At 72.1% G+C, this 12950-nt stretch carries 13 protein-coding genes; 6 read left to right on the forward strand and 7 right to left on the reverse strand.

The window, feature by feature from the left end; genetic code table 11:
- Entirely contained in the window at window positions 1-1266 is a 1266-nt protein-coding gene (locus tag FXF60_RS12625; protein ID WP_151526331.1) for a cation:proton antiporter, read from the forward strand.
- Window positions 1267-1291: 25 nt separating this feature from the next.
- On the opposite strand, the gene FXF60_RS12630 is transcribed toward FXF60_RS12625, so the two are convergent.
- Both FXF60_RS12630 and FXF60_RS12635 read right to left on the reverse strand, forming a co-directional pair.
- Window positions 1292-1528 carry a hypothetical protein gene (locus tag FXF60_RS12630; protein WP_151526332.1) on the reverse strand — a complete coding sequence of 79 codons (237 nt, stop codon included), beginning with the start codon at window positions 1526-1528 and terminating at the stop codon, window positions 1292-1294.
- Between the two features lie 77 nt (window positions 1529-1605).
- Complete coding sequence (locus FXF60_RS12635) at window positions 1606-3690, reverse strand: M3 family metallopeptidase (protein WP_151526333.1); 2085 nt, start codon at window positions 3688-3690, stop codon at window positions 1606-1608.
- A gap of 264 nt (window positions 3691-3954) precedes the next feature.
- On the opposite strand from FXF60_RS12635, the gene FXF60_RS12640 reads away from it, so the two are divergent.
- Entirely contained in the window at window positions 3955-5454 is a 1500-nt protein-coding gene (locus tag FXF60_RS12640) for a S10 family peptidase (RefSeq protein WP_151526334.1), read from the forward strand.
- Window positions 5455-5489: 35 nt separating this feature from the next.
- Window positions 5490-6782: a hypothetical protein gene (locus FXF60_RS12645; RefSeq protein ID WP_151526335.1), complete on the forward strand. Its 1293-nt coding sequence runs from the start codon at window positions 5490-5492 to the stop codon at window positions 6780-6782.
- Between the two features lie 56 nt (window positions 6783-6838).
- Here FXF60_RS12645 and FXF60_RS12650 read toward each other — a convergent pair whose 3' ends face one another.
- Complete coding sequence (locus tag FXF60_RS12650) at window positions 6839-7864, reverse strand: EamA family transporter (protein WP_151526336.1); 1026 nt, start codon at window positions 7862-7864, stop codon at window positions 6839-6841.
- An 85-nt stretch (window positions 7865-7949) separates the two neighbouring features.
- Here FXF60_RS12650 and FXF60_RS12655 point away from each other — a divergent pair, with 85 nt between their 5' ends.
- Together FXF60_RS12655 and FXF60_RS12660 are read left to right on the forward strand one after the other, a co-directional pair.
- Window positions 7950-8552: a CGNR zinc finger domain-containing protein gene (locus FXF60_RS12655; RefSeq protein WP_151526337.1), complete on the forward strand. Its 603-nt coding sequence runs from the start codon at window positions 7950-7952 to the stop codon at window positions 8550-8552.
- Window positions 8553-8583: 31 nt separating this feature from the next.
- Window positions 8584-9675 (forward strand): trans-sulfuration enzyme family protein, encoded by a 1092-nt coding sequence (locus tag FXF60_RS12660; protein ID WP_151526338.1) that lies wholly within the window; start codon window positions 8584-8586, stop codon window positions 9673-9675.
- A 123-nt stretch (window positions 9676-9798) separates the two neighbouring features.
- On the opposite strand, the gene FXF60_RS12665 is transcribed toward FXF60_RS12660, so the two are convergent.
- Window positions 9799-10524, reverse strand: coding sequence for a hypothetical protein (locus FXF60_RS12665; RefSeq protein ID WP_151526339.1), 726 nt, complete (start codon window positions 10522-10524; stop codon window positions 9799-9801).
- Window positions 10521-10673 carry a ribbon-helix-helix domain-containing protein gene (locus tag FXF60_RS12670; protein ID WP_151526340.1) on the reverse strand — a complete coding sequence of 51 codons (153 nt, stop codon included), beginning with the start codon at window positions 10671-10673 and terminating at the stop codon, window positions 10521-10523. The genes FXF60_RS12665 and FXF60_RS12670 overlap by 4 nt, the downstream gene beginning before the upstream one ends.
- 144 nt (window positions 10674-10817) lie before the next feature.
- Here FXF60_RS12670 and FXF60_RS12675 point away from each other — a divergent pair, with 144 nt between their 5' ends.
- Complete coding sequence (locus FXF60_RS12675; protein WP_151526341.1) at window positions 10818-11132, forward strand: YciI family protein; 315 nt, start codon at window positions 10818-10820, stop codon at window positions 11130-11132.
- Window positions 11133-11158: 26 nt separating this feature from the next.
- Here the strand turns inward: FXF60_RS12675 and FXF60_RS12680 are convergent, their stop codons facing one another.
- On the reverse strand, window positions 11159-11788 hold the full coding sequence (locus tag FXF60_RS12680) for a response regulator (protein ID WP_151526342.1): 630 nt from the start codon (window positions 11786-11788) through the stop codon (window positions 11159-11161).
- Window positions 11785-12933, reverse strand: a complete 1149-nt coding sequence (locus FXF60_RS12685) for a sensor histidine kinase (protein WP_202879631.1) — start codon at window positions 12931-12933, stop codon at window positions 11785-11787. Before FXF60_RS12685 ends, FXF60_RS12680 begins: the two co-directional genes overlap by 4 nt.
- Between the last annotated feature and the right edge of the window lie 17 nt (window positions 12934-12950).

Genomic DNA, 12950 nt, shown 5'->3' on the forward strand with positions numbered 1-12950 from the left:
GTGTCCAGCGGAGCGCTGCTCGCGATCACGCTGCTGCCGCTCGCCTGGGCGCTCGTGGCGCGCCGGCTCCGCGCCAGCCCGGTGACCGGCCCGCTCGTCATGGCAGCGGCCGGGGTCGCGCTGGGACCGATGGGCCTCGGCGTGCTCGCCCTGGACGTCGGGGCGGGTGAGGTGACGGGGCCGCTGACCGTGGCACTCGTCGTCGTCCTGTTCTCCGACGCCGCCCGGCTGGACGTCTCCACGCTGAGGAGGAGCGGCCGGCTGGCGGCCCGGCTCCTCGTCGTCGGCCTGCCGCTCGGGATCCTGGCCGGGACCCTCGCGGCCCTCGGCGTCATGCCCTCGCTGACCCTGGCCGGTGCACTCGTCCTCGCCGTGGCCGTCGTCCCCACCGATGCCGCCCTCGGGCTGGCGGTGGTGGAGAACGAGCGGGTGCCGGCCGCCATCAGGCAGGGGCTCAACGTCGAGAGCGGGCTCAACGACGGCATCGCCGTGCCGCTCTTCGTCCTCGCCGTCGCCGGCGCGGCGGGCGAGATGTCCACGGCGCCCGAGGCGATCACGACCTTCCTCACGGTCATCGTGGTGGCGGTGGTGGCCGGCGCGGCGGTGGGGACGATCGGCATCCGGCTGATCGAGCTCAGCGACCGTGCGGGGTGGTCCAGCGCGAGCTGGCGGTCGGTCGCGACCGTGCTCCTCGCGCTCAGCGCCTACGCCCTGGCCGACGTGCTCGGGGGCAGCGGCTTCGTCGCAGCCTTCGTCGCCGGGATGGCGCTCGCCGCGACCTGCCGAGGACCGGTGGAGGAGCTGACCCGGGGAAGCGAGGCGGTGGGCCACCTGCTCACCCTGCTCGCCTTCCTCCTCTTCGGGGCAGCGGTGCTCAGCCCTGCACTAGGGCGGATCACCTGGCCGATGCTCGGCTTCGCCGTCCTGGCGCTGACGCTGGCGCGGCTGCTCCCGGTCGCGGTGGCGCTGTCCGGTGCCCGCTACTCGGCTCCGACGGTCCTCTTCGTGGGATGGTTCGGTCCGCGGGGACTGGCCTCGGTCATCTTCGCCGCCGAGCTGGTCGACGGGGCGGACTTCGCGGACGCCGAGATCGTCGCGACGGCGATCATCACGACGGTGGCGCTGAGCATCCTGGCCCACGGGGTCACCGCCGCTCCCTGGGCGGAGCGCTACGCCGACGTCGTCCGCCGCCATCCTCAGGGCGCCCCGGAGCACGAGGAGGTCACCGTGGTGCGGTCCGGGCGCCAGCTCCCCCACCAGAGCTGATCGTGCCGGGAGGGCGAGGCAGCGCTCAGATGCCGTGCGGGCGCTCCGGCGGCGTCGGGAAGGTCGCGCGCACGTGGCCCTCGGCCTCGTCCTGCGCCGTGCCGACCGATCCTGGGGCACTGGTGATCTTGATGACGTGGATCGCAGCCACCACGAAGAGAGCCAGCATCACGCCGGCCGCGATCCAGGACTCGGTCACGGCCCACCAGACCACGACGGCCAGACCGGCCAGGGCGTAGGGAAGAACGGGGAAGGACTTCATCGGCCACCTCCTAGGTTGACCAGCAAGGATACCAAGGCTCGGGCCCGCGCGCAGGGCGAGGACGGCCCGCGCGGCGGCTAACTCGCGTCCGCCCCGAGCCCCAGCCGCGCGAGCAGGTGGCTCACGTCCGGGTCCGCCCCACGGAACTCCCGGTAGGTCTGGAGCGCCTCGCGGGATCCGCCGCGGCCCAGGAGCTCGCGCCGGAAGAGATCCCCGGCGTCCCTCGTCATCCCTCCGGGGTGGTCGTCGTCCCCCTGCTCGCGGAACCACGCCACGGTGTCGGCGTCCATGACCTCGGACCACAGGTAGGAGTAGTAGCCCGCGGAGTAGCCGCCGCCGAAGATGTGGTGGAAGTAGGCGCTGCGGTAGCGCGGCGGGACCAGCGGGAAGGCGACGCCCGCGCGCTCCAGGGCGGCCGCCTCGAAGTCCTCGACCCCGGAGCCGTCCTCCGGCAGCTGCGCCAGCGGGGTCTGGTGCCAGGCCTGGTCCAGGATCATCGCCTTGAGCAGCTCGATCGTGTGGTAGCCGGTCTCGGTGCGGCTCGCGACGAGCTGCTCGATCCACTCGCCCGGGATCGGCTCACCGGTCTGGTGGTGCCGGGCATACCGCTCCAGCAACGCCGGCTCCCAGGCCCAGATCTCGTTGACCTGGCTGGGGAACTCGACGAAGTCGCGCGGCACCGACGTGCCCGAGCGCGAGGGGTAGCGGACGTCGGAGAGCAGCCCGTGCAGGTCGTGCCCGAACTCGTGGAAGAGCGTGATGACGTTGGTCCAGGTCATCAGGCTGGGTGAGCCGGGGGCGGGCGGCGGGACGTTGCAGGTGTTGGTCACGACCGGCAGGTCGCCGAGCAGGTGCGACTGGTCGACGATGCTCGTCATCCACGCCCCGCCCTTCTTCGTCGGACGCGTGTAGGGGTCGATGATGACCACCCCGAGCGCGGAGCCGTCCTCCTCGTGCACCTCGAACACCCGGGCGGCCTCGGTGTAGCCGACCAGGTCGGCACGCTCGTGGAAGGTGATGCCGTAGAGCGCGGTGGCGGCGGCGAAGACACCGTTGTGCAGCACCTGCTCGAACTCGAGGTAGGGCGTGAGCCGGGCGGTGTCGAAGGCGTCGCCGGAGTCCTGAGCGGCGAGGTGCTGCCAGTCCCACCCCGCCAGGGTCGCGTCCGGGTCGAGCGCGTGCAGCCGCTGCGCCAGGGCGTCGGCCTCGCGCTGCGCGAGCTTCACGACGCCAGGGGCCAGGCGGGCGAGCAGGTCGTTGACCGCCGACGTGGTGCGGGCGCACCCGACCTGGTGGACGTAGGACGCGTGGTGCTCGTAGCCGAGCAGGGTGGCGCGCTCGGCGCGGAGGCGGGCGATGCGCACGAGGATGTCGCGGGTGTCGTGCTCTTCCGCGGCGTCGCCGCTGCCGCCGAGACCGCGGTCGACGGAGGCGCGGAAGACCCGCTCGCGCAGACCACGGTGCTCGAGGGAGTCCAGGATCGGCTGGCCGGTCGTGTTGGTCAGGGTGATGAGCCACCCGTCCAGGCCCTTGGCCTGGGCGGCCTCGCGCAGCCCGGCCCGGTCGTCCTCGCCGAGCCCTGCGAGCTCGGCCTCGTCGGTGACGTGCACCGCTGCCGCAGCACGGCCGGTCACCAGCAGCCGGTCGAACTCGGTGGAGAGCGTCGCCAGCTCGGCGTTCAGCTCGCGCAGCCGAGCCTGGCCGGGAGCATCCAGGGTGATCCCGCCGCGCTCGTAGTCGCGCAGCCGCTCGTCGAGCACGAACTCGTCCTGCTCGTCGAGCTCGACCTCCCCGGCGTCGGCGCGGTCCCGCAGCTGCCGGAGCCGGGCATACAGGCTCGGGTCCAGCATGATCGTGTCGCCGTGCGCCGCCAACCGGGGCGCGAACTCGGCCATGATCGCGTCCCGCTCGTCGTTGGTGTCCGCCGACTTGGCCACCCAGAAGGCCGACAGCGTGCGGTTCAGGGTCGCGCCGCTGGTCTCCCAGGCGTGCAGCACGTTCTCCACGGTGGCGGGCTCCGGGTCGTCGGCGAGCGCCCGCAGCGCCTCCAGCTGCTCGGTCATCCCGGCCTCGGCGGCCTCGCGCACGTGCGCGTCCGTGAGGTTCGCGTAGTCCGGGAGGGAGAAGGGCAGCGTGGACGGGGCGAGGAGCGGGTTCGTCATGGCCCTCATCACAGCACAGCGCCGGTATGCCTCCGTGCCCGGCTCACGTCGGTGCCCGTCGCCGGCTCCTCCTGCGGTCCCCGCCGCCCGCTTCCCCGCAGAAGATGTACCTCTGCGGTGATGCATCACGACATCGGTACCACGTCTGCGTAGGAGTCGAGTTCTCAGGCTGTCACCACTCCCGGCAGGACCGTGACCCAACGATCCGTCACACGTGGGGGACGACCGTCCGACGGCGACGCAGGTGCCCCTAGGGTGGCGGGCATGAGCGACGAGGCCACGAAGGACAGCGCAGCGACCGGCGACACGACCGAGGACGGCACGGACCGGCCGGAGCCGCGCGACCAGCTGGTGGAGAGCCGGCACACGATCAGCACGGTCGACGGCGAGCTGAGCTACACGGCTCGCACGGGGCGCATCGTCATCCGCGAGGAGGAGGTCAAGGACGACGTCTTCCAGGGGTGGACCGCACGGGGCGAGCTCGCGGTCACGGCATACACGCTGGACGACGCCGACCCGGCCGTGCGGCCCATCACCTTCGTCTTCAACGGTGGCCCGGGGTCCAGCTCGGTGTGGCTGCACCTGGGCGTCCTCGGCCCGCGGATCGCCGACGCCGGGGACCCCAACGAGCCCACGCCGCCGCCGTACGCGCTGAAGGACAACCCGGAGACGCTGCTGCGGGCCTCGGACCTGGTCTTCATCGACCCGATGTCGACCGGCTGGTCGAGGGCCGTCGAGGGCGGCAAGGCCAAGGACTACCACGGGTGGAAGAAGGACGTGGAGCAGGTCGCCGAGCTGATCCGGCTGTGGTGCACCCGCGAGGACCGCTGGATGAGCCCGAAGTTCCTGGCGGGCGAGTCCTACGGCACCACGCGGGCGGTGTCGGTGGCCGAGCACCTGTTCACGAACTTCGGTATGCAGCTCAACGGGCTGGTGCTCATCTCCAGCGTGCTCGACTTCGGCACCCAGGACTTCCGGTACCTGCGCTTCGACGAGGCGTGCCTGTCCTACGTCCCGACCTACGCGGCGATCGCGCACTACCACGGCAAGCACGAGGGCCGTGAGCTGGCCGAGGTGCTCGGTGAGGCCGAGGAGTTCGCGGCAGGGGCATACCGCTGGGCGCTGGCGCGGGGCAACCGGCTCACCGACGACGAGCGCGCCGACGTCGTGGAGCGGCTGGCGGGGCTCACCGGGCTGTCCGAGGACTACGTCGACCGGTGCGACCTGCGCCCCGAGCACTGGCGCTTCTGCACCGAGCTGCTGCGCGACCGGGGCGAGACCGTGGGGCGGATCGACGGCCGGATCCGCGGGGTGCTGCACTCCGGGATCGCCGAGGGCATGGACGCCGACCCGAGCATCGACGCGATCATGGGTCCCTACGCCGCCGCGATCCACCACTACCTGCGGGCCGAGCTCAACTCCGAGCTGGACCTGCCGTATGCCGTCTTCTCGGACGCGATCGAGCACTGGTCCTACAAGGAGTTCGAGGGCAAGCCGATCAACGTGGTCGACAAGCTGGAGCGGGTGATGCGCGCCAACCCGCACCTGCGGGTCCGGTTCGAGTACGGCTACTACGACCTGGCCACCCCGTATGCCGCGGCCGAGGACACGGTGGCGCACCTGCGGCTGCCGGACGGGGCCATGGACCGGATCGAGCACGCGTGGTTCGAGACCGGGCACATGCCCTACGTCGGCGACTCCTCCCGGGTCGAGGAGGCCGAGGGCATCACCGACTTCGTGCGGCGGGCCGGCTCGGCGCCCTGACCTCCAGCCGGTTCGTCGTCCCTACGATGACCCCCATGCGCGATCCGGACACCGACGTGAGCTCCTTCACGCACCGGCGCGGGGTACACGGCCGGATGGACTGGTGGGCGAAGCCGGTCGGCATGCTCCTCCTGGCCGGTCTGCTCCTCGTGCTGGGCTACGTCCTGTGGACCATCTCCTCCTCCGACGGCTACGCACGCGAGCTCATCTCCGCCGGGGTCGGTGCGGTGATCACCCTCATCACGGCTGCCCTGGTCGCCATGATCGCGCTCCGTGACAGGATCCGCACGCTCCTCGACAAGCAGACCCTTCGACGGTTCGCGGGAGAGACCTGGGACGAGCGCGCGATCCACGTCGGCCAGATGCACATCCCCCAGGTCTGCATCGTGGCGTCGTGCTCGCAGGGGGAGGAGTGGACCGAGAGGACGACCGTCTCCTACGTGCAGACGGAGGCGGTCGCGCCCGACGACCTGGTCAGGGTCGCCAGGGAGGCTCGGCTGCCGGCGCTGCTAGAACAGCGCGAGACCGAGGGATTCGTGCTCACCAACGGCAGTCAGGCGGCGCTGACCCGGGCCACGCTCTCTCTGGTGGGTCAGGGGAGGAACAGGCGCCCGCACTACACCCTCGGGATCGGGACGTCCGAGTACTTCGACTTCGCGACCGTCAACGTCCAGCTGGACGAGCCCTTGCCCACGCCGGATGGCTCGAGCGAGAGCCTGCGGCGCCGATGGGGCCGCTACCCCGGCTCGGTCCTCGACGTCAACGGTCTGCCCGCCGCGGCCACGATCGGCAGCGGGACGGCCGTGGTGACCAAGGACGAGAGACTGATCCTCGGCATCCGCGCCTCGACCTTCGTGGCGCGGAGCAGCCCTGTCGCAGGGCGACGGGGCGTGCACGTCGTCGCCGAGGGCCTGCTGCCCGACGACGTGGATGACACAGGTGCCTTCTGCCCTCGGGTGGGGGCGCTCCGGGGCGTGCGGGAGGAGCTCCACATCGGGCCGCGGGCCGACAACATCGCCGCGGTGACGCGGCTGATCGAGACGGGCTTCTGCTTCGACCAGCTGCGCTGGCAGCCGTACTTCACCTTCGTGGCACGGATCGACCGGACCTGGGACGAGATCCACACCGCCATGTCCAGCGCACGCGACGCGTGGGAGGTGGAGACGCTCATCTCGCTGCCGTTCGACATCGAGCACGCAGGTGTGCGCAGACTGCTGCGCGGCGACCATCCGGACCTGGCGCTGGTCTCCAACCACGCCGGCGCGGCTCTCTGGTTCGCGCTCCTGCACAAGCACGGGTACTCACAGATGCGTGACGAGCTGAGCTGAGGCCGGGACGTCGTCCCGTGGGAGTCGGGACCGTGCCCGAGTCCCACGGGACCGTGTCAGGTGGTGGGGCGGGGGTCGGGGAGCGGCTCGACCTCGTAGGAGGCCTCCGGCAGCTCATCGTCACGCTCGTCCGCCTTGACGGCGGCGACCCCGGCGACGATGAGGGCGCCTCCGAGCAGCTGCACCGGGGCAGGCATCTCACCGAGCAGCAGCCAGGCGAAGAGCACGGCGAACATGACCTCGGCCAGCCCCACGAAGGACGCGACCTTGGCACCCAGCATGCGGGCCGCCATGATCCCGGTGAGGTATGCCCCGGCCGCCGCGATCAGGCCGAGCCAGAGCACCGGCACCCACCACGGCGCGTCGGTGCCGGCGAGCACGACGTCGTCGGTGCTCACCCGCATCGGGAGCAGGCCGACGACCCCGGCGAGCGCCAGGATCCCGGCGCCGAACGCCATACCGATCGAGGCGAAGGCGGTGGGAGGCAGGCCGCTGGAGTCGTTCGAGCCCAGGATGAAGAAGCCGGCGAGGCCTACCGCCGCGACCAGGCCCCAGACGACACCCAACGGGCTCAGCTGCACGTCCCCGAGGACGTCGAGCACGAGCAGCAGGCCGACCAGGGCGAGCGCCACGCCGCCGACCGTGAGGGCGCGAGGGCGCTGGCCGTGACGGGCCCAGAGCCAGCCGACGACCAGGATGGGGCCGAGGTACTCCAGCATGAGCGCGACACCGACCGACAGCCGCTCCACCGCCAGGAAGTAGAAGAGCTGCGCCGTGGCGACCGCCAGCACGCCGAACAGCCCGGTGTGGATCCAGGTCACGGGTCGGCGCAGCAGGTGCCACCGGCCGCGCATCGCGACCGCGGCCGGCCCGGCGAGGATGAGGGCGCCCAGCCCGACGCGGACGGCGACCGCCGCGCCCGAGGACCAGCCGGTCAGCAGCAGGCTCTTGCCGACCGTGCCGGAGGTGCCGAACATCGCTGCCGAGACCATCGCGACGGCCAGCCCGAGCAGCAGGGTGCGCACCCTCGCCGACGGGCGTCGCGTCGGTCGCGGGTCGAGGGTCGTGTGGGTGGTGGTCATGGGCTGGCCCCCTCTCTCGGTTGGCGTCATGGGTGTCATTCGTCGACACTGATGACGATAGGTCCGTCAGCAATCAGGAGTCAAGTTGCTTTTCACTCATGACACCGAGGTGGCGCTGCAGAGTGCGGCCGGACTGGTCAACACCCGCACCGGCGCAGGCAGCGGCAGCGACCACCTGTCGTCCGACCGGGCCGCCCGCGCCCGTGCCGGGGGGGTCGACACGCTGGCCGCCGCAGGTGACCTGGCGGACTTCGCCGCCACCTGGGGCTGGTCCGGCCGGACGCCCCGGGACCGCGCTGCGGTCGAGGCGGTGCGCCAGCTCCGGCCCCGGCTGGCCCAGCTCTGGGACCTCGACGAGGCGGGTGTGGTCACCCTGGTCAACACCATGCTGGCGGAGGAGCGGGCCACGCCGCAGCTGGTGGACCACGACGACTGGGGGTGGCACCTGCACGCGGTGCCGGACGACGCGCCCTACGCCACGCGGATGGCTGTCGAGGCGGCGATGGCCATGGTCGACGTCGTCCGCGCCGACGAGCTGCGCCGGCTCCGACGCTGCGGTGCCGGAGACTGCGACGGCGTCTTCGTCGACCTCTCGCGCAACCGGTCCAAGCGCTTCTGCAGCACGACCTGCGGCAACCGGGTCGCCGCAGCCGCCTATCGTGGACGCCAGACCGGCGGCGACGACTGAAGCCGGGGCCACGGCATACCGGAGGACGACCATGACTCACCACGACGACCTCGCACCCGGGACCCGCGCCGTCGCCCTCGGGCGTCCTGCCCGCGAGCCGGGCGCCCCGGTGAACGTGCCGGTGACCTTCACCTCGACCTACGCCGCCGACGGCGCGGTCGACTACGCCCGCGACGGCAACCCGACGTGGACCGCCCTGGAAGAGGTGCTCGGCTCGCTCGAGGGGGGCGCGGCGCTCGTCTTCGCCTCCGGGATGGGGGCGATCGCGGCGACCATGTCGCTGGTCCCGGTCGGCGGCGTCGTCGTCGCGCCGACGCACGTCTACAACGGCACGACCGGCCAGCTGGCCGACCGCGAGGCCGCCGCTGCGCTCACCCAGCGCCGGGTCGACCCCGAGGACGTCGAGGCGATCGTCGACGCCTGCGAGGGTGCTGACGTGCTGCACCTGGAGTCACCCTCCAACCCGATGATGGAGGTCACCGATGTCGCGGCCGTGGTGCGCGGGCTGGTCGAACGGTATGGCGACGCGCGCCCGGTCGTGGTGTGCGACAACACCTTCGCCACGCCGCTGGCGCAGCAGCCGCTGACCTGGGGGGCGGACGTGGTGGTGCACTCCGCGACGAAGTACCTCGCCGGGCACTCGGACGCACTCTTCGGCGCGCTGGTCGTCTCTGGAGAGCGGCCGGACCTGCTGGAGCGGCTGCACACGCACCGCACGCTCTACGGCGCGATCCCGGGACCCATGGAGACCTTCCTCGTGCTGCGCGGGGTGCGCACGCTGCACCTGCGGCTGGAGCGGGCCGAGGCCAACGCGCGCGAGCTCGTGACGCGGCTGGAGGGGCACGCGGTGGTGGAGCGCGTCCGCTACCCCGGCTTCGGCGGCATGGTGTCGATCGAGGTGGCCGGTGGCGTCGAGGGTGCCGAGGCGGTCTGCGCCGCGACCCGGCTGTGGGTGCACTCGACCAGCCTCGGTGGCGTCGAGAGCCAGATCGAGCGCCGACGCCGGCACGCGCTGGAGGTCGAGACCGTCCCCGAGACGCTGCTGCGCCTGTCGGTCGGCGTCGAGGACGTCGACGACCTCTGGTCCGACCTGTCCCAGGCCCTGGACGCCGCCACCCGCTGACCGCGCGCCCTCAACCCACCGCGCGCCCTCAACCCACCGAGCGTCGCGTGTGGTTGCCCTCAGCCCCACCGAGCGTCGCGTGTGGTTGCCCTCGGTGCCACCGGGCGTCGCGTGTGGTTGCCCTCAGGCGCGGGTGTAGCCGTAGAGGTCGGTCTGCCGCTCGTTGATCCAGATCTCCTTGCCGCCGTCCGGGTCGGCGACCTGGACGGTGCGGCTGTAGGTCTCGTCGATGAGCACGGCCTGGACGCCTGCGTCGGTGAGCAGGTCCAGTGCCTCCTCGACGTCGCCGTCCCACTCGAAGGCGAGCTCCACCCCGGGATCCTCGGCGCGGTGCACGGCCGCCAGGCCGCCACCGTCGCAGCGCAGGTCGGTCCACATGCCGTCGTCCGCCACCATCCGCGGGCGAGCGCCGAGCCCTTCGAGCACTGCGCGGATCATCGACGTGTCCGGGCCGTACCAGATCGGGAGGGTCACCAGTCTGCGATCTGCGACCCCACCCTCGCGCTCCACCGCAGTGGGTGAGTCGAGGGTGAAGATCGTCCCGTCGGGGGCCTCGACCACCCCCGCCTCGCCGTGGTCCGGACGGCCGAGCGTGATGGGCACGCCCGCGGACGACGCGGCGGTCACCGCCTCCGGGATCGGTGTGGTCGTCGAGAAGGCCAGGGTGCTCACCCCGGCGGGCTGGTGCTCGCTCGCGGCGTGGAGCGCGACGCGGCCCGAGCCGAGGGCATACACCAGCCAGCCCGGTCGCTCGTAGATCAGGTGCGCCCCCAGGGTCTGCAGCAGGTGCTGCCAGGCCGGGATGTCGGCGGTGAACCGGATGGGCTGGGTGGTGAGGTCGGTGATCACTTCTGCTCTCCTTCGCTCGAGGTGAGGTATGCCCGCAGCGCCTTCTCCACGAGCGCGGACAGGCTGATCGCCTCGTCGATGCCGCGATGCTTGATCTCGGTGATGAGGTCCTTGGGGAGGTACACGTTGAACTGCGCCTTCTCGGTCATCCTAGGATGCTAGCAATCTAGGACGCAGGGCGCAACCACAGGCGACGCCCGGTGCGGCTGAGGGCAACCACAGGAGACGCCCGGTGGGGCTGAGGGCAACCACAGGCGACGCCCGGTGGGGTGGGGGTCCCTAGGATGAGCGGCATGACCGTCTTCGTCGTGCACTACACCTACTCCGACGACACGGCGGCGCGGGACGAGCACCGTCCGGCGCACCGTGACTTCCTCGGCGGGCTGGCGGCGGAGGGCACCGCCCTGCTCACCGGTCCCTACGCCACCATCGAGGAGGCTCCGGACGCGGCCCTGCTCATCATGCGCGGCACGAGTGCGGCGGACCTCGCCGAGCTGCTGCGCGAGGACCCCTTCCAGCAGCAGGGCCTGGTCGAGCAGGTCGCGATCCGGGAGTGGACCCCGGTCCTCGGCTCCTGGTTCGAAGGCGCGCTCGCGGGCGAGCTCTGAGCGGAGCCGTCCCGCCGACGCGCCCGTCACCCACCGAGGATGCCGAGGTCGTAGGCCCGGGCGACGGCCGCGGCTCGGTCGGCGACGCCGAGCTTGTCGTAGATGTGCCCCAGGTGCGTCTTCACCGTGGCCTCGCTGATGAAGAGGTCCTGGGCGATGAGCCGGTTGGAGCGTCCTCGCGCCACCAGGGTCAGGACCTCGCGCTCGCGGACGCTCACCGTGCCCGACCGGGAGGGTTCCCGGACGTGGGACGCGAGCCGTGCCGACACGGCGGGCGACAGCACGGTCTCACCAGCGGCGGTCGCCCGGACGGCCTCGAAGAGCTGCGTGGAAGGAGTGTCCTTGAGCAGGTAGCCGGTCGCCCCGGCCTCGATCGCCGCGACCGTGTCCGAGTCGGTGTCGAAGGTGGTCAGCACCAGCACCGCGGCGCGCGACCCCTGATCCCGCAGCGCGCGAACGGCGTCGACGCCACCCCCGCCGGGCATCCTGAGATCCATCACCACGACGTCGGGGTCGACGCGCCGCACCATCGTGACCGCCTCGGGACCGCTGGCGGCCTCGCCGACGACGTCGAAGTCGGGCACCGCGGCGAGCATGCTGCGTATGCCGTCGCGCACGACGGGGTGGTCGTCCACGACCACCAGCCTGATGGTCATGCCGCCTCCCGGGCCAGGGCGGGCAGGCGCAGGGAGAAGGCCGTGCCGTCCCCGGGCCGCGACTCCACCTCCAGCTCGCCCGCGAGCCGTTCCGCCCGCTGCCGCATCCCGCGGAGGCCGAAGGAGCTGGTCGGTCTCGGTGCGCCCGGGTCGAAGCCGACGCCGTCGTCCCGGACGTCGAGCACGATCTCCGTGTCGTCGTAGGACAGCGTCACGCCGACACGCTGGGCACGGGCGTGCTTGCCGACGTTGGTCAGGGACTCCTGCGCGATCCGTAGCACGGTCGCCTCGACCTCGGGGTGCAACGGGGTGGCGTCACCGGTGACCACGACGTCCGCCCGCACCTCGCGCTCCCGTGCCCAGGTCGCCACCAGGTCGCGCAGCGCCTCCACCAGCGAGGCACCGTCGAGCCCTCTGGGCGAGAGGTCCAGCATCGAGCGTCGGGCATCGGCCAGGGCGTCTCGAGCCAAGGTCAGCGCCCGCTCCTGCCGCTCACCACCCACCGACGCCTCCAGCTGGGCCACGATGCCCGCCAGGCTCTGGGCGGTCGTGTCGTGGATCTCCCGGGCCAGCCGCTGCCGTTCCTCCAGGGCGCCCGAGCGGCGCGCCTGCGCGAGGAGCTGCTCGTGCAGGCGCTCGTTCTCGGCGATCACGCGCTCGAGCTCGGCATTCACCCGCTCGAGCTCGTCCTTGCGCTGCTCGGTGTGCTGGGCCAACGCGCCGAAGTACCCGACCAGCCCGAGGTTGAGCAGGACGAGCGCGGCGAAGACGATGCCCTGCAGCCGGTCGTCCGGCGGGAAGCCGCCCGACTGCGCACCGGCCAGGGTCACCGCCACCAGGGCCAGCGCGGCATACAGGCGAGGACCCTTCAGCAGCACGAAGACGTCGACGAAACCGACGCAGGCGAAGATCGCGTAAAACGGGTTCAGCCAGCACAGGACGAAGGCCAGGGCGCTGCGGCCCCACCAGCCGACCTGCCCGGTGGGGAGGAGCAGGAGCCACAACGCGGTCACCCCGGTGAGCGCCAGGGTGGCCGGAAGGCCGGCGGCCGCGTCACCGAGGGCCGGTCGGGCCGCGACCGCGACCGCGGTGGCCAGGGCGAGCAGTCCGAAGGGCAGCAGCCGCAGCAGCCGGTCCTCGCTCATGGCAGCCATCCTCCCAG

Source organism: Serinicoccus kebangsaanensis (genome assembly GCF_008919445.1).
Lineage (GTDB): Bacteria > Actinomycetota > Actinomycetes > Actinomycetales > Dermatophilaceae > Ornithinicoccus > Ornithinicoccus kebangsaanensis.